This window comes from Bacillus cereus group sp. TH152-1LC, from assembly GCF_027710505.1.
Taxonomy (GTDB): domain Bacteria; phylum Bacillota; class Bacilli; order Bacillales; family Bacillaceae_G; genus Bacillus_A; species Bacillus_A mobilis.
On sequence record NZ_JAQFNK010000013.1, the window covers coordinates 56,477 to 77,571 of the forward strand.

Here is a 21,095-nt window from a genome sequence, read left to right on the forward strand (position 1 = left end):
CATACATTTCTACAAATAAAAAAACTGCCCTTTCACAGGCAGTTTCACTTTATCCAAATACTTTCTCAAGTTCATCTTTATCTTGGCTTAACCAGAAGTTCATTAAGCGTTGTGCTCCTTCTAAATCATGAAGCTTCGCTTGGCCACATTGTGTTTCATTTGCAGCTGGAATTTCTGTAATTTGAACCGCATCTTTTAATGTTAGTTCTAATAAATCAATGATTTCTCGAACTGTTGGTGTCCCGCTTACTACAAGATAATATCCTGTTTGGCAGCCCATTGGTGAAATATCGATAATATCAAAATGCGGATAACGATCAATATATTTACGTAAATTAAATGCTAATAAATGTTCTAACGTATGAATAACATCTGGTTTCATTGCTTGTTTATTCGGTTGGCAAAAACGAATATCAAATTTATTTACAATACCGTCACTACCTACGTTGTGAACCCCGCAATGTCTTACATAAGGCGCCTTTACAATCGTATGATCTAATTCAAAGCTTTCTACTGATGGCATACAACATCTCTCCCGCTTTCAATTTAATTCCGTTATATCCAATATGATATAACGTAAATCAACATTAGTAAAGTATTATGTACAGTCGTGCTATAATACTTTAAGACTATGCTGAAAAGGAGACCATTATGAAACAGATTTTTATTGGGATTATACGCTTTTATCAAAAATTCATTTCTCCAATGACACCACCAACGTGCCGCTTTCACCCAACTTGCTCTCATTATGGATTAGAAGCATTTCAAAAGCATGGTGCCCTGAAAGGATTTTGGCTAACTTGTAAGCGTATATTAAAATGTCACCCTTTCCACCCGGGAGGATTTGATCCTGTCCCAGATAAAAAGGATGACAAAGTAAATTCTTAATTGTCGTAGCCATTCACAACTAAATCTAATTTTCCTGTGTCAGGGTGAATAACAAGACCATGAACAGGTACTTCTTCAGGAAGTAATGGATGGTTACGAAGTACTGATACGCTATGTTCTACACTTTCCTCTACACTAGAGAAACCGCGTAAGAATTGTTCTAAATCGATTCCAGAATAACGAAGTGTATCTAATTTTTCTTCTGTTACACCGCGTTCTTTCATCTTCTCAATTGTGCTGCTCGCTTGAATTTTAGCCATACCGCAATCGTGGTGACCAACTACACATACTTCATCAGCACCAAGCTCGTATACAGCAACTAAAATACTACGCATAATACTTCCGAAAGGATGTGAAATAACAGCGCCTGCTACTTTAATAATTTTCACATCACCGTTACGCATATTCATTGCTTTCGGTAATAGTTCAACAAGACGTGTATCCATACAAGAGATAATAACCATCTTTTTGTTTGGAAATTTCCCTGCTACAAACTCTTCATATTTTTTCTCTTCAACGAATTTTTCATTGTACTGCATAATCTCTTCTAATGACTTCATAGTAAGGAACCCTCTTTTCTCTCATTTACACTACATAAACAGTGTACCAAAATATGAAAAACACAAAAAGCATATTGTATTATTATAAAAGCAATATATTTTCAGATAACCGACATAATTCTTTCAAAATATACACACAGCTTTGTAACAAGTCTCACATACTATACTCCTATTTTCACTATAAACTAATTGTAGATAATGTAAAAAAGGAGTGAATATTTATTATGTCCGACGTTCTGTTACTGAGTCGTTTTCAATTTGCAATTACTATTTTTTATCACTTTTTATTTGTACCTTTGACAATCGGACTTGTTATTTTAGTAGCATGTATGGAAACGCAATACGCCCGCACATTGAATCCAACATACCGCAAAATGGCAAATTTCTGGGGTAAATTATTTACAATTAACTTCGTCATGGGGATTATAACCGGGATTACGATGGAGTTCCAATTTGGAACAAACTGGTCTGAATACTCCAAATATATGGGAGATATTTTCGGGTCACCTCTCGCAATCGAAGCACTCGTTGCCTTCTTCTTAGAATCTACTTTCATGGGAATATGGTTATTCGGTAAAGACAAAATCTCACCAAAGTTCCGTGCCTTCTGTATGTGGATGGTTGCACTTGGAACAAATATTTCCGCACTTTGGATTATTACAGCAAACGGCTTTATGCAAAATCCAGTTGGCTACGTCGTACGTAATGGCCGCGCTGAATTAAATGACTTCTGGGCACTTGTTACAAATCCATATGCTTGGAACATGTTCTTCCATACTGTAATTGGTTGTTATATCGTTGGTGCTTTCTTCGTTATGGCAATTAGTGCCTATCATTTATTACGTAAAAACGAAGTGGAATTCTTCAAAAAATCATTCAAATTTGGTTTACTGTTAGGCTTATTCGCCGCAACTGTTACACCGTTTATGGGACATCAATCTGGTGTATCCGCAGCTAAATATCAACCAGCAAAAGGAGCTGCGATGGAAGCAGTTTGGGAAACTGGAAAAGGACAAGGCTTCTCGATTGTTCAAATTCCTGATGTAAAAAACGAAAAAAACTTTGAATTCCTTACGATTCCGAAACTAGGAAGTTTCTTCTACACAAACTCATTTGATGGAGAAATTGTTGGTTTAAAAGATATTCCGAAAGAAGATCGTCCAAACGTTAACCTCGTGTACTATAGCTTTCGCTTAATGGTTGCACTTGGTATGTTCTTTATGGCATTAACTTGGTATGGCTTCTATTTAAACCGAAAAGGAAAACTAGAAAACTCAAAACGTTATTTAAAAATCACAATATGTTCTGTTTTACTACCATATATCGCAATTAACGCTGGTTGGATTGTTGCCGAAGTAGGTCGTCAACCATGGACAGTTTATAAACTAATGCGTACAGCAGAATCTGTATCACCTATATCTGTTCCGCAGATTTGGTTCTCATTAATTAGTTTAATATTGTTCTATACTCTACTCTTAATTGCAGACGTATATTTAATGCTAAAGTTCGCGAAAAAAGGACCTGCTGCATTAGAAGAGCCTGCTACTGAAGGAGGTACAGCTCATGTCTCATGATATGCTTGCGATCATCTGGTTCGGTTTATGGGGCGTAATTTGGACAGTTTACTTCATTCTTGATGGGTATGCACTTGGTAACGGAATGATTTTTCCTTTCGTTGCGAAAGACCGACAAGAACGAAATCAATTACAAGAAGCAATCGGCCCATTCTGGGGTGGTAATGAAGTATGGTTAATTACAGCTGGTGGTGCAACATTTGCTGCCTTCCCAATCACGTATGCAAATATGTTTAGTTACCTATATACACCACTATTTTTAGTATTACTCGCACTGTTTGCTCGTGCTGCCGGGCTTGAATTTATGCATAAAGACGATTCACCAATTTGGCAAAAAACTTGCAAATGGGCATTTACAATTGGTAGTTTCCTAATCGCATTCTTATTCGGAGTTACGTTCGCTAACCTTTATTACGGACTACAAATCGGAAAAAATGGTTATGAAGGAAATTTACTTAGCTTACTAAATCATTACGGTATTTTAGGTGGCCTATTCTTCACTGCTATATTCGTCGTATCTGGTGCCCTTTGGGTTATGATCAAAACGACTGGTGAAGTATCTGATCGTGCTTATAAAATTGCAAGACCATTTTCAATGGCAGCTGCTATCATTTTAGCTATTTTCTATGTAGCAACTGCCAATCGTACAAACTTATTCCAAAACTTCACAGAGTATCCGGTACTATTCATTCTTCCAGTACTTGCTATGTTAATGAGTGTACTCGCACTTATTATGGTGTACAAACATAAAATCGGTCTTGCCTTCACATTCGTTTGCTTAACAATTGCGATGTTTATGACGACTGGTTTTGCGGGCATGTTCCCAAGAATGTTACCGTCACGTATTAACGACGCATACAGCACAACGTTATACAACGCGGCAGGTAGTCAGTTAAACTTAAAAATTATGTTCTTCGTTGCAATGGTTATGGTACCAATTGTTATTGGATATCAACTTTGGAGCTACAGTATCTTTAAAAATAAAATTCATAAAGACTCTGCTAAAGGGTATCACTAAAATAAAAAAAGGCACTTCACTTGAAGTGTCTTTTTTTGTACGTATGATTTTCGATAAGATGTTATATTTCTAATCTAACAACTATAATACAGAAGAATCATTAACAGCTCACAGCTAAATTGTAGCACAGGACAAGTTCATCATTTTATGCAATTTTACATATTTATCTATAAAGTAAATTGTATTCCCTGATCATTCGCATCGCTATCCCTTACATCTGCTGTACTAATACCACTAAATGTTTGTACTGTTTTTCCAGTATTGGATGATCCTGATCCATTATAAGCTTTCGTTTTTTCAATTGGCTGCACGTTATATTTATCACCTAAGTTAATTGTTCCGTTACAATTTTCAATAATAACACCTTCCACAACTGACGGCATTTTGTCACCTACTTTCATTTCGTTACTTTTATTTTATGAAAGGCGCCTAAAAAAATAGCATGTTTCAATAAGAAAAAGCACTCAGATTGAGTGCTTTTTCTTATTTACCTTTTTTATTTCTTTCACAAGCAATTCCATCGCCATCACGATCTAAATGCTTACCATAATACGGGCTGTCTCTTGTAATATCATAATATCCAGCATCGTTTGCTTCTTTACAGTTAGCAAAACGTTTCGGATCAGGTTTTACTTCTGGCTTCACTTCTGGTTGTGGTTGTTTTGCTCCTGGTCTTTCTTCAAATGGTAACGTTGCATTATATAAGAACTGAACGTATTGTTCACGACTTACATGCATTTTAGGTGCGAATTTACCATCACCAGTTCCAGCCGTAATATAATTTGATTTAATTGCAGTAATCGCAGGATTCGCCCATCCATTTCTATCTACATCAGGGAAATTATGATCTCCTCTTATTTGCAATTGGAATCCCCTTGTCAAAATTTGCGCCATTTCTTCACGAGTTAACGAATCTTTCGGTCTAAATTTCCCTGTGTTATCTCCAACGAATACACCCATCTCTGTTAAAGCAAGAATCTCTTTTTTAAACATAGTTGAACGATCCGTAACATCTTTATACGGATTGTTATACTGTTCTTTTACTGTCGGTTTTAAATGACGGAACATAAGAGCTGCAACTTGCTCACGTGTTACATCATCACCAAATCCAAAAATCCCATTTCCGTATCCAGCAACAACGTTTTTATTTGCTAAATCCATAATTGCTTTATAAGACCAATGATTGTTTGGAACATCTTTAAAATCTACACTTGCCTGCGCTGTTCCAATTGAAGTAAATGCTGTAGTTGCAACAATTGCACCTGTTAAAATTAATTTTTTTAATCCCATAATTGAGTCTCCTTCTCTTTCCTATAATAACCATTTAACAATATAACAAATTATTCAAATGTATTTTGTCACATTATGTCGAACACAAAAAAGAATCCAGAAGGATTCTTTTTCGCTAAGCATGAATGACAATTTTGGAGACAGTTGACTTCTTCAAAAATTTATTAGGGGTAATATTTTGAAAAAGAAAGCCTTTCATATGTAGGTTAACACCACTGGAATATATAGTAAATTGATAATATTTATACGGAAGATTGCTAATGTTTAGTATAGATACTTTCCACTATATAAACAGTGAAAAGTATCTACATGAAACAACATAAAGGTGCCTTCAAAGAAGACACCTTTCATAAACAAACACTATAAAACAGAATTTTTTATTGTTATACGATTGTTAGATACAAAAAGTAGAGGGAAATGTTTGTACGAAATTCTGCTTTATAAAGCCTGTCTACCACTTACATTTTAATCCTATTCCTCTGAAAATAAATACAATATGCACAATTACATACCAAAAAAAAGACACTCCATAGAGTGTCTCTACAACCATTTTACTTTTAATATATCGCCTTACATATATTTTAACATATATATCTTTATATTTTATTGAGAAAATTCAAAATCATCTTTCCTTTCATTTTCAATTATAAAATCATGTAATATAAAGGGTATGTCAAATTATTATACAAATTGAGGTGTACACTATTTATGTATTTTGGAATTATTCCTCTTATATTGTTTATTATTTTTCTTACCTCTTATTTAAAAGATCCACGGAAAATAATAAATGGTTTTTTATTTAATGCCTTTTTCTGTTTTTTCCTTGTTTTTTGCATGATTGCATCCTATTACTCGGATAGTGATATTCTACGCTACATTATATTTTTACCTACCTTAGCACTTATCGTTCTGATTCCTTTCGGTGTTGTTGCTTTAATGTTTGGGTTATTTCTTAATGCGAGAATTTTAATGCAACGAGAAGGCAGACGTTTTACTAACTGTTTAACACTTCTTGCTGCTTTAGGGATTTTATTCATGATGTTAATCCCTATCCTAAATCCAGCAAGTTTGTTCTCACCGCATTTCCAACCTATCTTTGTTGGAATTTCTCTTATAACTGTATATTTCTTTATACACTTATCTAATTTCTTAAGCGCTTATTTTCTATATCAATTCAACAGGCCAAGGCGTAATCAAGATTTCATCATCGTTCTTGGTAGTGGCTTAATTAATGATAAAGTACCGCCTTTACTTGCAAGTCGTATTAATAAGGCAATCGACTTTTACTGGAAACAAGTCGCTGTAAATACACCACCAACAATCATTTTCTCTGGTGGACAAGGTCCAGATGAAGGCCTCCCAGAGGCAGAAGCGATGCAAAATTATGCGATTGAAAAAGGAATTCCGCTTGAACATACAGTGCAAGAAAATCGCTCTGTAAACACGTATCAAAATATGTCATTCTCTAAACAAATTATGGATTCTTTAAAGCCTGAAGGTAAGTATAGAAGTATTTTTACAACGAATAATTTCCACCTTTTCCGCGCTGGTATATATGCACGACAAGCGGGGCTTAATAGCCAAGGAATAGGATCAAAAACTGCATTTTATTACTGGCCTAATGCAATGATTCGTGAGTATGTCGCAATTGTTGTGATGGGACGTAAACGTCATATGAAAGTTTGCGGAGCTATTTTAGGATTCTTTTTACTCCTATCTGTACTTAGTTTTATCATTTCTTAATAACCTCCCATCCTTTGAAAGGATGGGATTTCTTATACTTATTTCCATAACATTTTAATAATAATGTTTCCTGCATACATCCATTAAAGGAGAATTTTTTCAAATTAAATGTTAAAATGGAAGTTAGGTGTGAATTACGTAACAAATAAGAAACTAGTTTGAAACGAGGAAATTACATGGAGAAAATTATCAAAAACAAGCCCAATAAGCTAAAAATCGCTTCAAAAGCTTTGATGATTATTATTGGGGCATTTATCACAGCATACGGATTAGAAGCGGTATTAATTCCAAATAACGTATCCGACGGTGGTGTAACTGGTTTAAGTATCGTTAGTTCAAGATTATTTGGATTGCCATTAGGAGCTCTAATCGCAGTTATTAACATTCCTTTCGTTTGGTTAGGATATAAACAAATCGGTAAAAGTTTTGCAATTTATTCTATTATCGGGATCGCTTCATTAGCAATCGGTACCGTTGTCATGCACGGAATACCAGCTATTATTGAAGGTGATACATTACTTGTTACAGTTGTTGGTGGTATTATTATCGGTTTCGGTATGGGACTAGCATTACGTAACGGCGGCGCGTTAGATGGAATCGATATGCTAGCTGTATTACTTTCTCGTAAGTTACCATTTGGAACGAGTGACCTTATTTTATTCTTAAACATGTTCGTATTTATTTTCGTATCAACAGTATTCGGTCTTCAAGGAGCTATCCTTTCGGCAATTGCTTACTTTATCGCTTCGAAAGTGATTCATATCGTTGAAGTTGGTTTAAGTGGTTCAAAAGCATTTAAAATCATTACAAAAGAGCCTGAATTAATGGTAGAAACAATTCGTGATCGCTTAGGCCGAAGCGCAACGTACAATGAAGTTTATGGCGGTTATTCAAGAGAGAAATTTAAAGAAATTTCTTGTGTAATTAACCGTTTAGAAGAAAGTAAAATGAAAGACTTGATTAATGAAATCGATCCAAATGCCTTTATTACAGTTTATGACGTAGCAGAAGTAAAAGGCGGTAACTTTAAGAAACGTGATATTCATTAATCATTATGGATAAAGAGGGTGTGCCAACAATTTGGCACACCCTCTTCTTATTATTAAGTTGCGATCAATATATTCTAATAATCGCTAATATATTTTTACTCTCCCCACCTTCCCCCTCTCTTAATCCATACTACATATTTTTGAAAGGCGGGCACTTCTTGTTGAAAACGAAGCGGAACATATAGAAAAAGAGTACATGTACATAATATCCATAGAACACCAACTACAAAATGAAATTTCATCGTTGTGCTAATAAACAAACTGAGAAATAAGACGAGGAACATAATCAAACTAAACCTTTTATATAGAGTCATAATAACCTCCTCCTTATAACTTAATTGTACCAGCTACAAGGAATTAATTTCCATAACAAAAAAAAGACCGAAAAGCAAATTCTACTTTCCGGTCTTTATAACTACCTTCTTTTCGTAATCTTTCCTGAACCACCAACCCTCGTTTTTGGGGGAGATGTATTTTTTGGCGGCGTTTTAATAGATGATTTCGGCTTCACATCTGATCCGCTCGAGCCACCTGGTGTTTTTGTGATTGTCCCTTTGCTTCCAGTAGACGGCGGAGGGGTACTACTTCCTTTTTTCGTAATACTTCCTGTATCTCCTACAGAAGATTTCGAATCTACATTATCGCCTCGCTTAATGATAGATCCTTTCCCTTCCTTCGTAATTGGAGGAGGTGTTTTCTTTTCTTCTTTCGTAGGCGGTCTTTCTGGAACAACTGGCTTATGATTTTGTCTGTCATTATATCCTCGGTAATCACCGTATGATGATTTTCGTGAACCGAATATATCATTTAAAATACTTCCCATAATATATCCTTGCAGGAAGGATGGTTGGTAATTTTGACGGACAAATTCTTCATTGCTTACTTCAATTAACGTATCAGATGGTTTCTCTTTATCCTTTTGCAAATTATACATTTTATCAGAATAAACGAGGAACATTTGATTTTCGTCTTCTTTAGATGCTTGCTTCGGTTTCCTTTCGGCTATAAGTTCCTTCGCGACTTCAGGAACTGACCGATTGGCGGCCCTATACACGTAAGATTCTTGTTTACCTTCTTTTGCAACAGACTCAAGTGGATAACGATCTTGAATCGACTTTGTCTGCCCGCCTTGACAACCTGATAAGGCATATCCAGCAACAACAAGTAATGTAACGATAGCAAGTATAGGGATCACGAACGATTTAATCATGGTAAACAATCGGTTTGACATGATTACGCCCCCTTACGTTGCTCTTATAATTTGTACATCAGCAGGAATAATTGCTTCTCCCTCATACATCATTGTGCGACCATTTTGCCATTCAATACGCAATAATTTTCGGTTATCGGATTGGAATTCCCATACATGCTGTTCCTCTGAAGCAGAGAATGGTGTTTTCCCCATCCCAACAACACGTCCGTTATATTGCTCTTCCATATGGTACTCTGTATCATCCATTTCAATTGTCGTCGGAATTTCATCAATCGAATCTAAGCGACCATCAATGGGTGTATATAATTTGTAATACGTATTTTCACGGTCTTCAATTTTTAAATAACGAATATCTTTCCCGTCTTGCAGCGTTAAAACAATTTCTTTACGAGAATGCATACTCGTTTTCCCAGTTAATTCGTACATAACTAATGAAACTTCAATCATATCGCCAGGAGCTAACGTTAACAAACTTTTTTCTGGTTTCGGTGGCTCTGGGCTCTTCATTATATTTTTAATTCGTTTAAATAAACTCATGATTTACCCCTCCTTCTCTCTTTATAAACAAGCACCTAAAATAAGTGCACCAACGATATGTAATGATCCGGCCAACATCGCATGCGCAACACTGCCTTCTTTCGTACCTTCTTCTAAATCTAAGCCAGCCATTTTCTTTAGCACAAATTCGATAAACATTTCTACCACTAATAAAATAACAAAAGAAACTGCTGATGCAAGTAGCGCTTGCCATAAGTCATTTGCTTTCGTTATGGATTGAGATAAAATGTACCCTTGCGCGAACAATTTCATAACGAAACGCGTTGTTACAGCTGTATTCCCACTCTTTATTTCTTTTAAATCATTGTACTTAGTAAAAATTGAATCAACCCACATAATTGCAAATAAAAGTACTGCACTTGCTCCAGTCCATACAAGCATGGCTAATACATTTGTCCATGTCATTGCAAAACCTCCTCTAAAAAATAATAGAAAACCGACATGAATTCTCTTCAGACATGTCGGTTTCTTTGTCTATTCTATATTATTTCTCATACTGCTTCATAATACGAGCTAATTCATCGTCAACAGCAGAATTTTTGTTTAAGCTTGCAAATTCATCATCTAATGACTTTTCTTTTTTGTACACTTCGCCGCTTGCTTCTGCTTCAGCCTCTAATTGAAGAGCCTTTTCTTCCATACGGCTTAAACCAGCTTTTGCTGAATTTGAATCAAATCCAGACATCGCTTGATTAATATTCTTTTGTGCTTTCGCTGCATTTACACGTGCTACAAGTGTTTCACGTTTATTTTTCAGCTCTGTTAATTGCTTACGCATTTCTTCTAGCTTCAGGCGAAGATTATCAGCAGCAGCTTTATTTTGCTCATAGCTTGCTTTATATTCATTCATCTTTTGCTCTGCGTTTTGTTTTTCTTCAAGAGCACGACGCGCAAGGTCAAGATTGCTTGCTTGCACAGCCATATGAGCTTGCTCTTCACGTTTTTTCACAAGTGCTTCTTGCTCTTCAAATAATATTTTGAATTTCTTCTCAAGTGCGATTTGAGCTGCTACACTTTTCTCAGCTTCTTGTACATCAGCTTGCATATCGCGTAAATATTGATCCGTCATCTTAACTGGATCTTCCGCTTTTTCAATTAATGAATACACATTCGACATAGTTAAATCTCTTAATCGTTTAAATACAGACATCCAAATTCCTCCTATGATATACCTCATATTTCAAATTCACTACTTGGAAAACTGAAAAATCTCCCTTTACAGTAAAGAATATTCATTTTTACAACCTATGTGTTTATTATAACAAAACTAAGATGTCCTTACATGTTATTTCCAAAATACAGCCAATATAATATGACATTCCATATAAAACATTGTATTCCTAATATATTCTCATTCATTCTCTTTAGAATTGACCTATTTTTATGCACTTTCACTAAATTACATTATTGTAATGTTACTGTAAGCTAACTCGATAGTTGCATTCCGATATTTCTTATACACTAATACCAGAAGCAACAAACAAGCTTCTCATCATTTCAGAACTAATACAAAAACTGTATTTACAATAAAACATGTAAAAGGAGAAATCATCATGAAAAAATTAGTAGGTATCGGATTAGCAGCAGCAATTTCACTTGGAGCATTATCAGGTTGTTCTTTATTAGGAGAGAAAGCGAACGGCTTAGTATTATACGGATCAGAAGAACAAGTTCAAAAAATTACAGATCAAAATAAGAAAGAAGTAAAAGAAAAAGACTTCTATAAAATGAAAATGGCAACATTAGAGGGTAAAAAAGTACTTGTAATGGATAAGAAAACTGGTGATGAACTCGTTAAGAAAGAACTACTTAAAAAAGTCGGTAAAAATGATGATACAAAGGCAATCGATAAATTGCCAGCTGTAACAGCAGACGAAGGCGTGCTATTCGCAAAAGAGAAGGTAGAAAACGCTACGCTTGATGGAGCAAAATTAAAATATGAAGGCAACACAATTATCGGTGATGGCCGTTCTTATGCAGATATGTTTGCTATCGTTGATGATGCAACATATGTAAATGTAAAAGGTGAAGAAAAATCTGTAGGTATTTTGAAATTTGATAAAGACCCAAGCAAAGAGCTACCTGGAGCAAATGGAGTAGAAGCTTCTCAACTTGTAAAAATTAAAAAGTAAAACAAAAAAAGCTTTGCGAAATTCGCAAAGCTTTTTTGCTATTTATGAGCAACTTGCTCCATATCCGGACTACAAGTTTGCGACTGACATGACTTATTTAAAGAACATGCTGCGCATTTTCCCTTTTTACTTCTCTTTACAAAATTAACTAACGTGTATGCTGCATAACCAAAAATGATAGCTCCAATTATAATATTGACCATCATCACAATACATCTCCTTCTAGAATCCGAGTAAGGATCCAACTTGGTATATAATGAGCGTTAATATATAAGCAACAACAAGTGGATACACGACAGAGAAAATCGTCCACTTCGCTGATCCTGTTTCACGTTTAATAACGGCTACTGTCGCTAAACACGGAACATATAATAAAATAAAGAACATAAATGCATATGCTGATAGCGCCGTATAATGTGCCCCCATTACATTTCCTAACACATCTTCTTTCACCGCATAAATAATTGCCATTGTAGAAACGACAACTTCTTTCGCTAAAAATCCTGTTAAAAGGGATGCAGCAGCTTGCCACGTTCCAAATCCAAGCGGTGCAAATAGCGGTGCGATAAATCCACCAATTATCGCTAAGTAACTGTCTCCCATATCAACACCAAATCCTGATGGACCTGCATAGTTTAATAACCAAATGACAACAGAACCACCGAAGATGAATGTACCTGCTTTACGAACAAACCCTTTCCCTTTCTCCCACGTGCTTAGCCATAACGTTTTCGCTTGTGGCACGCGGTACGGCGGTAGTTCAATGACGAAAATAGACTTTTCCGCTTTTAAAATGGTAAGAGACATAATTTTTGTAAAGAGTAATGCAAGAACAATACCTGCAACATATAAAGAAAATACAACAGTTGCCTGACTATTAGGGAAGAATACTCCCGCAAATAATGCATATACAGGTAAACGTGCGGAACAAGACATAAACGGTGTTACAAGAACTGTAAGTAAACGTTCTTTTTCTTGTTCAATCGTTCTCGCTGCCATAATACCTGGAACGTTACATCCAAAACCGATAATCATCGGAATGAACGCTTTTCCGTTTAAACCGAAGAACTCCATAATTCTATCCATAACAACTGCAATTCGTGCCATATATCCTGAGTCTTCTAATAATGAAATGAAAAAGAAAAGTGCAAAGATTTGTGGAACGAATACTAATACCGCACCAACACCAGCAATAATACCTTCTGTAACGAGTGCTTGAATAAAATCAGAAGCTCCAACACTTGAGAGCCCAGCTGTCACCCAATCCGTAAGCTGTCCACCAAAAAAGCCATCTAATATATCCGATAAAGGTGTACCAATCCACGTAAACGTAACCTGAAAAATAAAAAACATAACTGCTAAAAAGATTGGAAGTCCTAAAATTTTATGTGTAATTAATCTATCAATTTTTTCCGAAAAAGGAATTTTTCCTTCTTTCTCATGCTGCATAACATTTGTTTTTAACTTTTCAATATACGCTTCACGAGTTTTGTAAATATGCTCTTCCAACGTACAATCAAGTTTTCCTTCTAAGCGAGATCGAATGGCTACAAGTTCCTTATAAATTGGTAATGCTTTCATTTCTTTTTCTACTACTTCGTTATTGCTTAAAAATTGAAGAGCTAACCATCTTGGATGCTTATAATTCGCTGTCTCTAAAAGAGCTATTACCTCTCCAATACCTTCATCCATTTGTACACCATATGAAATAACGAATGGCTTTTTCTCTTTTTTGTCATTTTCTTTAAGAGTCGCAAGTAGTTCTTCACAGCCTTTTCCGCTTCTTGCAACGACAGGAACGACTGTTACACCTAATCGTTCTGATAATCGTTTTACATCAATTACAATGCCTCTTTGCTTTGCCACATCAACCATATTTAATCCAATTGAAACTGGCTTTCCAAATTCAAGTAATTGCAACGTTAAATGCATGTTTCGCTCGAATTGTGAAGAATCCACTATATTTAACATATGATGGAATTCATCTGTTAGTAGAAAATTCGTAACGACACCTTCATCACGCGAAACTGGATTTAAATCATAAACACCTGGTAAATCAATTAAGGTTCCTTGCTTATCTTTTAATTTACCAACCTTCTTTTCTACTGTTACACCGCTCCAGTTTCCTACATATTCATAAGAACCAGTAAGTGCATTAAATAATGATGTCTTCCCTGTATTCGGATTCCCTAGCAAAGCTACCTTATTCACGCTAATTCCACCTTTATCATTTTCGCGTCACAATGACGAATACTAATTAACTGTCCACGACACTCCAATGTACAAGGACCTTTGAACATCGCCTTTTGCTTCATGCGAAGTTCGCTTCCTTCAGAAAGACCGAAAGCAGCCAATCTTCTCTTTAATAGATGATCTAAAGACTGAACACTTTTTACTAGCACTTTCTCACCAATTTTAATATCTACTAAGCTCATAACCTTCCCCCTCAGAAGAGAATGATAATTATTTTCAGAAAAATTATAGCACAATCTATTTCTCTTGTACTATACCCTTTTGCTTCATATTTATTAACATTTCGCTACAATTCTATTTCAATTATTGTCATACTGTATTCGTTTGCCATTCTCATCCATTTCGCTTACAATAAACAATAGCAAATAAAGAATCTCGTTATCACTGGGGGAGCCATGCCGCTGAGAGGGAACACTTCGTTCCGACCCTTCGAACCTGTTAGTTAATGCTAACGCAGGGATTGTGCAAACGTCCGAAATACACATACCTCTTTTTTATTTACGTATTTCGTATCCTCCTATGATACCTATTCTTTTTTGTACAACTTGGATTTAGGGGGAGACAACATGCGTAACACCAATTTACAAGCGATGATCGAATCTGCTATTCTTGCAGCCTTCGCCTTGGTCATCGACATTTTACCAATATCAATCAAACTTCCAACAGGCGGTTCCATTTCATTTGCTATGATTCCTATTTTTATTATCGCATACCGCTGGGGCTTCAAAATGGCTTTCTTAGGAGGCTTAATTTGGGGATTATTACAAATTGTCGTAGGCGATGCTATTATCGTCACACCAATTCAAGTACTAATTGAATACTTCGTTGCTTTTGCATTCATTGGATTTGCTGGTTTATTCTACCGTCCAATTCAAAAAGCCCTTTTAACATCCAATGAAAATAGCTTAGAACAATCCAGTTTAGGTAGCCGTAAAGACAAACCTTCACAAAAACAAAACGAAGGAAAGAAAGTTATTGGTTACATTATTGTTGCTACATTTGTTGGTAGCTTTGCTCGCTATTTCTGTCACTTTATCACCGGTATTATTTTCTGGGGACAATATGCACCGAAAGGTCAATCAGCTGTCCTATATTCATTAATTGTAAACGGTAGTGTAATGATTGGTTCCTATATTCTATGTACCGTTTTACTTATCTTTTTATTTCTTACTTCACCACGTTTATTCAAAAGCATCAATGCTTATCAACTGAATTCGAAGAAAAAGAGCGCTTAATAAGCGCTCTTTTTTTCATATCGTAATATCAATTAAAAATACAATAAATGCACAAAAGAAAATAAATACCATTATACTTAGCCAATTGCTATGCACGGTTCATCGACTCCTTACATAACCTCATTTTCTAACCAGATTATATCGCTTAAAAATAAAGATTAGGTAAAGATAATATGAAAATAAATTAAAAAAAGCGTAGCATGTGCCATCTACGCTTTTTTCGGTAAGTAAAAGTAAAATAATACACCGTCTTCTGTATTCTTTACTCCATATTCAGCATCGTGTAATTCTAAAATATTTTTAGAAATAGCTAACCCAAGCCCCGTTCCACCTTGTGAACGCTTGCGAGCTGCATCCACGCGATAAAAACGATCCCAAATTTTATCTAATTGCTCTTCTTCAATGTGAGTACCTTTATTTTCAATACACACTTTTATACGGTCCTTCTCATCTATTGTAGAAATCATAATATCTTCTTTATTTGGTGTATAACGTATAGCATTCGTAATGAAGTTCACGATGATTTGTTCAATCCGACTTTGATTTGCAACTACTTCAAATGAACATATATTTTTATGCACATGCAGTTCTTTTTTCTCTATTTCCACAGAAAGGTGTTCACATATATCTTCAATTACTGTATCAATATAAAATGCATCCTTTTTCATTTTATATGTACCTGACTCAAATTTAGCTAGCTCAAGCATATCCAAAATTAACGTATCCATTTTATCTACTTCTCGTTCCATTGCTTGAAAATAATACTCTTTTTTATGTTCAGCTACCCCGTCCTTTAAAATAGAAATACAGCTTTTCATAATACTGAGCGGTGTTTTCAATTCATGGGACACACCAGAAATAAATTCTTTCCGCGTATTTTCTAACTTTCTTTCCTTTTCAATATCTTGTTCTAGCTGTCCAATATGCGAATGGAGCTTATTGGATAATACATTAATATTTTTTGATAAATCACCAATTTCATCTTTTGAAGTAATCGGTATTTGTTCTGTGAAATCTAAGTGTGCTATTTTCTTCGTCGTATCATTTATTTTTAATAACGGCTTTGCAATTTGTTTAGAGTAATAGAACGAAGTGAGAAAAATGAGAACGACTACAAATGCAATGATGTAGATATAGTAATCTTGCACCATTTGTACAGCCTCATCTACAGGCTGTAAAGAAGCCATCGCATATATATAAGTTACTGATCCATCTTTTTCTTTTGTTGGCTTGATTAATAATTTATATTTAATATCATTTTTTTCATAGTCCATTGTTTGTATTGCATATTGTATTTGCTTGCTCTCTTTTAATAATAAATTAGTTTGAAATTCTTTTATGTTATCTAAGAAGATGCTATTTTTATAAATTGGATTTATAGGACCTGTTACATCAGGAAGCTGAACTTTCGTAACACGCCCACTTATGTAAGCATCTAATTCTTGAGCAGATTCTTCCTGGACAGCTGGTTTCTTTTCTTTAATAAGTTGTTCTTGAGCCGCTCTCTTTTTCTCCTCATCTAATTTCATTTTCTCCTGAAATGCTTTTTCTAACGGTTTATTAGATCCGCTTAAATTTTGCTTGCCTAACGAGAAAGAGAATGGAATATAACTATCATCTTTTTGCACGCCAGAAAAATAAATTTCTTGTTCTAAAAAATGCCCTGATGATTTATTATCAATCTCCTCTATATTGACGAGATTACCTAAGGGAATCTTGAATATTTGTTGTCCAAAGCTCTTTTGTTGCATACGATTTATTGTTACTTCAAAATAAAAATCATCCACATGTTTTAAATTCCCATTCTGATCTAATGTCGTAATCCACGTATTATTTTCCCGAAAAAAGTCTTGCTCCAGTTTCTGAATTCCTTCTGCACTTCCTGCATAGTTCAAATAATTCTTCTCAAAGGAATTTAAATTCACTTTAATATCTTCTACTTTTCGGTTCGCATAATATTGTTTAAAAAATATCGTTTGTCCAATAAATATCGTCGCTAAAATTAACATACATAATGCTGTTGTGAGAGTAAATAATTTTAGTACAATCCCTTTTCTCATACATTCCCCTCAAATTTATAACCTGTTCGTACTACAGTTGTAATGTACTTTGCTTTCTCTCCTAATTTATTTCTTAAATTACGAATATGACTATTAACCGTTCGATCATCACCAGCAAATTCATATCCCCAAATTCTTGAAATTAATTGTTCCCTTGTTAGTACAATTCCTTGGTTTTTCATGAAATACACTAATATTTCAAACTCCGTATGCGTTAAACTAACATCTGCCTCATCAACAGTAACAGTACGTGACGGAAAATGGACGTGGATGCCATGAATCGATAACGTATCATCTTCGTTCTCTAAAGGTTTCTTCAATGCTTTTCTACTTTCTAATAATCGTTTCGCTCTTGCTAATAGAATGGGTGGACTATACGGCTTCGTCACATAGTCATCCGCCCCAAGTTCAAATCCAAGTAACGTATCATCTTCATCTACACGCGCCGTCAGCATAATAATAGGAACCTCGGATGTCTTACGGATTCTTCGGCAAACGGACCACCCATCAAGTTCCGGCAACATAATGTCTAAAATAACTAAATCCACCTCTTCTTGCTCAAATACGACTAAAGCTTCTTTCCCATCCCTCGCTTCAAACACTACATATTGCTCACTCAAAAAATAATCCTTTAATATTTCACGCAAAATATCTTCATCTTCCACAATTAAAATATTTTTTGACATAACCCATATATCCCCCTCTCGCTTTCAAAAACTACAACTTCATTTCGAATAACTAGCCTTTAACTTCGCCTCGATAATATATCTATCTGGTGCATCACCTATATAATCAAATGGATAGCAAGTCGTCAGTGTTAATATCGGTTCTTCTTTTTTTATAATAACAGTACGATCATCCGCATGGGTAATCCATATCTTTTGAATTTCGTATGTGTACGTTTTATTATCATACTCTAAAACAAGAGTGTCTTTTTCTTTCAACTCTCCTAAATCTGTAAATACCGTATCCCGGTGCCCACTTAGTACCGTATGTCCCCCTCCAGATGGCGTTGTCGTTAAATCACTAACGAACATTCCAACTCCTTTTTTCAGCGTTACCTCATTCGCTCCCCAGTATATAGAAAACTTCTTCTTTATTTTCGGTATATTTAATAGTGCAACCTTTTCTCCTTCTTTATGTTCTGTTTGAGATGAAGGTACTTGGGAAGCTACAGGTGTTTCGTAAGCAAGTTGATTATGTTGTATATTTTCAAGGCTCTTTAGTTCTTCTTTCGTTAATTGTTGAGCAGAGCTTTTTCCTTTATACCATTCCATAGCGTAATATGATCCCATACATAGTCCTATCGCCATCAATATGATACCGATATAATTGAGTAACTTCATGTTTCATCCCTCCATGCCAAAAATGGTAGGAATAACCTACCATTTTTAATATATGAAATTATCCCATTCTTTATAGGACAATATTTTATTTACACCTTAACTTTATTACGACGTTTCAAACCAAATAATGTCCCTATCCCTACAAAGCACGCACTTAGTGCCATCATTGCTGCATTATTAGATGCTGTGTTTGGCAATTTTTCACCTTGTACAACTGGCTTTGCTACTTCTTTCTTTTGACCGTCCTTCATCACCGCTTCTTTTTTGGCCATATCATTTTTTTGCTGTTCTTGCGCTAGTCTCTTTTTCTCTTCTTCACTCTTTTGCTGTTCCTTAATCAATGCTTCTTTTTTTTCCTTATCATTTTTCAACTGTTCTTGTGCTAGTCTCTTTTTCTCTTCTTCACTTTTTTGCTGTTCTTTAATCGCTGCTTCTTTTTTCGCTTTATCTTGCTGCAGTTGCGCCGCTTCTTCCTTTGTTACTGTTCCAGTATCCGCGCTTGCTACTGAAGAATATCCTACTGTTAACAGTGCCATTGCACAGATTGGTAATAGTTTCTTTTTCATTTTATATCTCTCCTTTTATACGTTTTACATCACTTCGCATCGGATGTATCACTAGAATAAACAAGAGATATAAATATAAGATGCAGATGAAATATATTTCATTTAAAGATTTCGTTGTAGAAAAATAAAAAAAACATCGCAATATATACGATGTTTTTTTCGGGTGTGTGTCTCAATATTTACATGTTACTTTCGCGTGATTTAGAAGTAGAATAGGCCGGAGCGATAACTAATTGTCTCGGCTCAGTTTTCTTTAAGTGATTTTTGACGTTACACTTACGACGTTGAACAACCCACGCTTTAATAGGGTTTGTCAAAATAATCTTTTGCTCTTCGTTAGGGGCCTCTTCTTCAAACCTACAACTTTCGCTCCATTTATTCCATTTCATTGTAAATGTAGAAGAATGATCGTCTTCTCGATCAAACAAGTGCAAAAAATCCATTTCGCCAGCTAGCATTACGGTGTTGCTAGTTGCTAAAAAAGAAAAGGTCGTCCAACGTTTCTCCATGCCCTCCTACTCCTTTTTCACATATAGAGTGCCTAAAACTTAATTTACCTAAAATATGCTTGCCTTTTACCTTACACCTATAGTTTATCCAAAACACTACTAGGCAACTATCGATTTGCCTTACAACTACCTTACATTTTTGTAAGAAACAAAAAACCTTCACTCTCTATACGTGAAGGTTTCTCATTTCTCATCTATGTGATCTTTCATATGATCCACTCCAGCTTCTTGCAGCTGTGACATCATACCGTGGGAAATTGCGCCTAATACTAAAGTCATTCCAATTAGTGAAATCCGAATCGCTGGTACATCAATTATGTAAGCCAAACTGCCAAGAACAATTGTTAAAAGCAATGCTTTTATAAATGTTGCACTTGTATACTCTTTCTTTCTCATCATAATCACCCTTTATGGAAGCGTTTTCTTGATGTAATCAGTATATCATATCATCTGACTATTTTGTGGGGATTTCTGTAAAAAACTTATATCTTCTTTGACTTTTTCCTTTCTATCCTTTACAGTCGAAATGTTCACAAGTTTTACACTGTAGGAGGACTCCAATGAATATTGAAATAAAAGACACTTTAATTTCTGAAAAACAATTACAAGAAAAAGTAAAAGAACTAGCACTTCAAATCGAACGTGACTTTGAAGGAGAAGAAATCGTAGTAATCGCTGTATTAAAAGGATCTTTCGTATTCGCTGCTGATTTAATTCGTCACATTAAAAACGATGTAACAATCGACTTTATTTCTGCATCTAGCTACGGAAATCAAACAGAAACAACTGGAAAAGTAAAACTATTAAAAGATATCGATGTAAACATTACTGGAAAAAACGTAATTGTCGTAGAAGACATTATCGATTCTGGTTTAACACTTCACTTCCTAAAAGATCATTTCTTTATGCATAAACCAAAAGCATTGAAATTCTGTACGTTACTTGATAAACCTGAGCGACGTAAAGTGGACTTAAAAGCTGAATATGTTGGCTTCCAAATTCCAGACGAATTTATCGTTGGCTACGGTATTGACTGCGCAGAAAAATATCGTAACTTACCATTTATCGCTTCAGTTGTAACGGAATAATATAATAGAATAA

At 35.1% G+C, this 21,095-nt stretch carries 26 protein-coding genes and 1 riboswitch; of the genes, 8 read left to right on the plus strand and 18 right to left on the minus strand.

Annotation, left to right across the window (positions count from 1 at the left end):
- Nucleotides 1-49: 49 nt before the first annotated feature.
- Nucleotides 50-523 carry an S-ribosylhomocysteine lyase LuxS gene (gene luxS, locus PDL00_RS23475; RefSeq protein WP_001141371.1) on the minus strand — a complete coding sequence of 158 codons (474 nt, stop codon included), beginning with the start codon at nt 521-523 and terminating at the stop codon, nt 50-52.
- 128 nt (nt 524-651) lie between these two features.
- On the opposite strand from luxS, the gene yidD reads away from it, so the two are divergent.
- Complete coding sequence (gene yidD, locus PDL00_RS23480; protein ID WP_000809328.1) at nt 652-888, plus strand: membrane protein insertion efficiency factor YidD; 237 nt, start codon at nt 652-654, stop codon at nt 886-888.
- Here yidD and PDL00_RS23485 read toward each other — a convergent pair.
- Nucleotides 885-1,448 carry a beta-class carbonic anhydrase gene (locus PDL00_RS23485; RefSeq protein WP_061677533.1) on the minus strand — a complete coding sequence of 188 codons (564 nt, stop codon included), beginning with the start codon at nt 1,446-1,448 and terminating at the stop codon, nt 885-887. The two genes, yidD and PDL00_RS23485, sit on opposite strands and share 4 nt — an antisense overlap.
- Nucleotides 1,449-1,672: 224 nt before the next feature.
- On the opposite strand from PDL00_RS23485, the gene cydA reads away from it, so the two are divergent.
- Complete coding sequence (cydA, locus tag PDL00_RS23490; protein ID WP_270731392.1) at nt 1,673-3,022, plus strand: cytochrome ubiquinol oxidase subunit I; 1,350 nt, start codon at nt 1,673-1,675, stop codon at nt 3,020-3,022.
- The gene (cydB, locus tag PDL00_RS23495) at nt 3,012-4,040 is read left to right on the plus strand and encodes a cytochrome d ubiquinol oxidase subunit II (RefSeq protein WP_061677536.1); all 1,029 of its coding nucleotides are present in this window, start codon (nt 3,012-3,014) and stop codon (nt 4,038-4,040) included. Before cydA ends, cydB begins: the two co-directional genes overlap by 11 nt.
- 167 nt (nt 4,041-4,207) lie before the next feature.
- Here the strand turns inward: cydB and PDL00_RS23500 are convergent, their stop codons facing one another.
- Together PDL00_RS23500 and PDL00_RS23505 are read right to left on the minus strand one after the other, a co-directional pair.
- Nucleotides 4,208-4,441 (minus strand): spore germination protein, encoded by a 234-nt coding sequence (locus tag PDL00_RS23500; protein ID WP_270731395.1) that lies wholly within the window; start codon nt 4,439-4,441, stop codon nt 4,208-4,210.
- Nucleotides 4,442-4,523: 82 nt separating this feature from the next.
- Entirely contained in the window at nt 4,524-5,330 is an 807-nt protein-coding gene (locus tag PDL00_RS23505; RefSeq protein ID WP_242256927.1) for an S-layer homology domain-containing protein, read from the minus strand.
- A gap of 708 nt (nt 5,331-6,038) precedes the next feature.
- Between PDL00_RS23505 and PDL00_RS23510 the strand changes: the two genes are divergently transcribed.
- Nucleotides 6,039-7,073, plus strand: coding sequence for a YdcF family protein (locus PDL00_RS23510; RefSeq protein WP_270731398.1), 1,035 nt, complete (start codon nt 6,039-6,041; stop codon nt 7,071-7,073).
- Between the two features lie 176 nt (nt 7,074-7,249).
- Nucleotides 7,250-8,122, plus strand: coding sequence for a YitT family protein (locus PDL00_RS23515; RefSeq protein WP_097816536.1), 873 nt, complete (start codon nt 7,250-7,252; stop codon nt 8,120-8,122).
- Between the two features lie 95 nt (nt 8,123-8,217).
- Here the strand turns inward: PDL00_RS23515 and PDL00_RS23520 are convergent, their stop codons facing one another.
- The 5 genes from PDL00_RS23520 to PDL00_RS23540 all read right to left on the minus strand — a co-directional run bounded on the left by PDL00_RS23520 (nt 8,218) and on the right by PDL00_RS23540 (nt 11,043).
- Entirely contained in the window at nt 8,218-8,436 is a 219-nt protein-coding gene (locus tag PDL00_RS23520) for a hypothetical protein (protein WP_242256929.1), read from the minus strand.
- A gap of 101 nt (nt 8,437-8,537) precedes the next feature.
- On the minus strand, nt 8,538-9,353 hold the full coding sequence (locus PDL00_RS23525; protein ID WP_242256930.1) for a DUF4247 domain-containing protein: 816 nt from the start codon (nt 9,351-9,353) through the stop codon (nt 8,538-8,540).
- A 12-nt stretch (nt 9,354-9,365) separates the two neighbouring features.
- The gene (locus PDL00_RS23530; protein ID WP_270731402.1) at nt 9,366-9,872 is read right to left on the minus strand and encodes a DUF4178 domain-containing protein; all 507 of its coding nucleotides are present in this window, start codon (nt 9,870-9,872) and stop codon (nt 9,366-9,368) included.
- 21 nt (nt 9,873-9,893) lie between these two features.
- Nucleotides 9,894-10,298, minus strand: coding sequence for a DUF350 domain-containing protein (locus PDL00_RS23535; RefSeq protein ID WP_061677558.1), 405 nt, complete (start codon nt 10,296-10,298; stop codon nt 9,894-9,896).
- Between the two features lie 79 nt (nt 10,299-10,377).
- On the minus strand, nt 10,378-11,043 hold the full coding sequence (locus tag PDL00_RS23540; protein WP_000110287.1) for a PspA/IM30 family protein: 666 nt from the start codon (nt 11,041-11,043) through the stop codon (nt 10,378-10,380).
- Between the two features lie 403 nt (nt 11,044-11,446).
- Between PDL00_RS23540 and PDL00_RS23545 the strand changes: the two genes are divergently transcribed.
- The gene (locus PDL00_RS23545) at nt 11,447-12,025 is read left to right on the plus strand and encodes a lipoprotein BA_5634 family protein (protein WP_242256931.1); all 579 of its coding nucleotides are present in this window, start codon (nt 11,447-11,449) and stop codon (nt 12,023-12,025) included.
- A gap of 38 nt (nt 12,026-12,063) precedes the next feature.
- Here the strand turns inward: PDL00_RS23545 and PDL00_RS23550 are convergent, their stop codons facing one another.
- Genes PDL00_RS23550 through PDL00_RS23560 form a run of 3 tightly spaced genes read right to left on the minus strand, consistent with a single transcriptional unit; the run spans nt 12,064 to nt 14,460 of the window.
- Nucleotides 12,064-12,231, minus strand: a complete 168-nt coding sequence (locus tag PDL00_RS23550) for a FeoB-associated Cys-rich membrane protein (RefSeq protein ID WP_000989599.1) — start codon at nt 12,229-12,231, stop codon at nt 12,064-12,066.
- Between the two features lie 16 nt (nt 12,232-12,247).
- Complete coding sequence (gene feoB, locus PDL00_RS23555; protein ID WP_270731406.1) at nt 12,248-14,236, minus strand: ferrous iron transport protein B; 1,989 nt, start codon at nt 14,234-14,236, stop codon at nt 12,248-12,250.
- Entirely contained in the window at nt 14,233-14,460 is a 228-nt protein-coding gene (locus PDL00_RS23560) for a FeoA family protein (RefSeq protein ID WP_000060518.1), read from the minus strand. Before PDL00_RS23560 ends, feoB begins: the two co-directional genes overlap by 4 nt.
- Before the next feature lie 194 nt (nt 14,461-14,654).
- Nucleotides 14,655-14,756: riboswitch (TPP riboswitch) on the plus strand.
- Between the two features lie 88 nt (nt 14,757-14,844).
- Between PDL00_RS23560 and thiT the strand changes: the two genes are divergently transcribed.
- The gene (gene thiT / locus PDL00_RS23565) at nt 14,845-15,513 is read left to right on the plus strand and encodes an energy-coupled thiamine transporter ThiT (protein WP_270731409.1); all 669 of its coding nucleotides are present in this window, start codon (nt 14,845-14,847) and stop codon (nt 15,511-15,513) included.
- Between the two features lie 209 nt (nt 15,514-15,722).
- Here thiT and PDL00_RS23570 read toward each other — a convergent pair whose 3' ends face one another.
- The 6 genes from PDL00_RS23570 to PDL00_RS23595 all read right to left on the minus strand — a co-directional run bounded on the left by PDL00_RS23570 (nt 15,723) and on the right by PDL00_RS23595 (nt 20,393).
- Entirely contained in the window at nt 15,723-17,573 is a 1,851-nt protein-coding gene (locus PDL00_RS23570; RefSeq protein WP_242256934.1) for a sensor histidine kinase, read from the minus strand.
- Nucleotides 17,570-18,259, minus strand: coding sequence for a response regulator transcription factor (locus tag PDL00_RS23575; protein ID WP_242256935.1), 690 nt, complete (start codon nt 18,257-18,259; stop codon nt 17,570-17,572). The genes PDL00_RS23570 and PDL00_RS23575 overlap by 4 nt, the downstream gene beginning before the upstream one ends.
- A gap of 39 nt (nt 18,260-18,298) precedes the next feature.
- A complete protein-coding gene (locus PDL00_RS23580; RefSeq protein WP_270731413.1) occupies nt 18,299-18,919 on the minus strand; it encodes a class D sortase in 621 nt (206 codons plus the stop codon).
- 89 nt (nt 18,920-19,008) lie between these two features.
- A complete protein-coding gene (locus tag PDL00_RS23585; protein ID WP_270731416.1) occupies nt 19,009-19,485 on the minus strand; it encodes an LPXTG cell wall anchor domain-containing protein in 477 nt (158 codons plus the stop codon).
- Between the two features lie 179 nt (nt 19,486-19,664).
- Nucleotides 19,665-19,994: a hypothetical protein gene (locus PDL00_RS23590; protein WP_270731417.1), complete on the minus strand. Its 330-nt coding sequence runs from the start codon at nt 19,992-19,994 to the stop codon at nt 19,665-19,667.
- 183 nt (nt 19,995-20,177) lie between these two features.
- A complete protein-coding gene (locus PDL00_RS23595) occupies nt 20,178-20,393 on the minus strand; it encodes a hypothetical protein (RefSeq protein WP_061677576.1) in 216 nt (71 codons plus the stop codon).
- 161 nt (nt 20,394-20,554) lie between these two features.
- Between PDL00_RS23595 and hpt the strand changes: the two genes are divergently transcribed.
- Nucleotides 20,555-21,082, plus strand: a complete 528-nt coding sequence (gene hpt, locus PDL00_RS23600) for a hypoxanthine phosphoribosyltransferase (protein ID WP_070807039.1) — start codon at nt 20,555-20,557, stop codon at nt 21,080-21,082.
- The last annotated feature ends 13 nt before the right edge of the window (nt 21,083-21,095 follow it).

Excerpts from the sequence above, each read along its gene's own strand:
- luxS (WP_001141371.1), bottom strand. The coding sequence starts at position 523 with ATGCCATCAGTAGAAAGCTTTGAATTAGATCATACGATTGTAAAGGCG.
- yidD (WP_000809328.1), top strand. The coding sequence starts at position 652 with ATGAAACAGATTTTTATTGGGATTATACGCTTTTATCAAAAATTCATT.
- PDL00_RS23485 (WP_061677533.1), bottom strand. The coding sequence starts at position 1,448 with ATGAAGTCATTAGAAGAGATTATGCAGTACAATGAAAAATTCGTTGAA.
- cydA (WP_270731392.1), top strand. The coding sequence starts at position 1,673 with ATGTCCGACGTTCTGTTACTGAGTCGTTTTCAATTTGCAATTACTATT.
- cydB (WP_061677536.1), top strand. The coding sequence starts at position 3,012 with ATGTCTCATGATATGCTTGCGATCATCTGGTTCGGTTTATGGGGCGTA.
- PDL00_RS23500 (WP_270731395.1), bottom strand. The coding sequence starts at position 4,441 with ATGAAAGTAGGTGACAAAATGCCGTCAGTTGTGGAAGGTGTTATTATT.
- PDL00_RS23505 (WP_242256927.1), bottom strand. The coding sequence starts at position 5,330 with ATGGGATTAAAAAAATTAATTTTAACAGGTGCAATTGTTGCAACTACA.
- PDL00_RS23510 (WP_270731398.1), top strand. The coding sequence starts at position 6,039 with ATGTATTTTGGAATTATTCCTCTTATATTGTTTATTATTTTTCTTACC.
- PDL00_RS23515 (WP_097816536.1), top strand. The coding sequence starts at position 7,250 with ATGGAGAAAATTATCAAAAACAAGCCCAATAAGCTAAAAATCGCTTCA.
- PDL00_RS23520 (WP_242256929.1), bottom strand. The coding sequence starts at position 8,436 with ATGACTCTATATAAAAGGTTTAGTTTGATTATGTTCCTCGTCTTATTT.
- PDL00_RS23525 (WP_242256930.1), bottom strand. The coding sequence starts at position 9,353 with ATGTCAAACCGATTGTTTACCATGATTAAATCGTTCGTGATCCCTATA.
- PDL00_RS23530 (WP_270731402.1), bottom strand. The coding sequence starts at position 9,872 with ATGAGTTTATTTAAACGAATTAAAAATATAATGAAGAGCCCAGAGCCA.
- PDL00_RS23535 (WP_061677558.1), bottom strand. The coding sequence starts at position 10,298 with ATGACATGGACAAATGTATTAGCCATGCTTGTATGGACTGGAGCAAGT.
- PDL00_RS23540 (WP_000110287.1), bottom strand. The coding sequence starts at position 11,043 with ATGTCTGTATTTAAACGATTAAGAGATTTAACTATGTCGAATGTGTAT.
- PDL00_RS23545 (WP_242256931.1), top strand. The coding sequence starts at position 11,447 with ATGAAAAAATTAGTAGGTATCGGATTAGCAGCAGCAATTTCACTTGGA.
- PDL00_RS23550 (WP_000989599.1), bottom strand. The coding sequence starts at position 12,231 with ATGATGGTCAATATTATAATTGGAGCTATCATTTTTGGTTATGCAGCA.
- PDL00_RS23560 (WP_000060518.1), bottom strand. The coding sequence starts at position 14,460 with ATGAGCTTAGTAGATATTAAAATTGGTGAGAAAGTGCTAGTAAAAAGT.
- thiT (WP_270731409.1), top strand. The coding sequence starts at position 14,845 with ATGCGTAACACCAATTTACAAGCGATGATCGAATCTGCTATTCTTGCA.
- PDL00_RS23570 (WP_242256934.1), bottom strand. The coding sequence starts at position 17,573 with ATGAGAAAAGGGATTGTACTAAAATTATTTACTCTCACAACAGCATTA.
- PDL00_RS23575 (WP_242256935.1), bottom strand. The coding sequence starts at position 18,259 with ATGTCAAAAAATATTTTAATTGTGGAAGATGAAGATATTTTGCGTGAA.
- PDL00_RS23580 (WP_270731413.1), bottom strand. The coding sequence starts at position 18,919 with ATGAAGTTACTCAATTATATCGGTATCATATTGATGGCGATAGGACTA.
- PDL00_RS23585 (WP_270731416.1), bottom strand. The coding sequence starts at position 19,485 with ATGAAAAAGAAACTATTACCAATCTGTGCAATGGCACTGTTAACAGTA.
- PDL00_RS23590 (WP_270731417.1), bottom strand. The coding sequence starts at position 19,994 with ATGGAGAAACGTTGGACGACCTTTTCTTTTTTAGCAACTAGCAACACC.
- PDL00_RS23595 (WP_061677576.1), bottom strand. The coding sequence starts at position 20,393 with ATGATGAGAAAGAAAGAGTATACAAGTGCAACATTTATAAAAGCATTG.
- hpt (WP_070807039.1), top strand. The coding sequence starts at position 20,555 with ATGAATATTGAAATAAAAGACACTTTAATTTCTGAAAAACAATTACAA.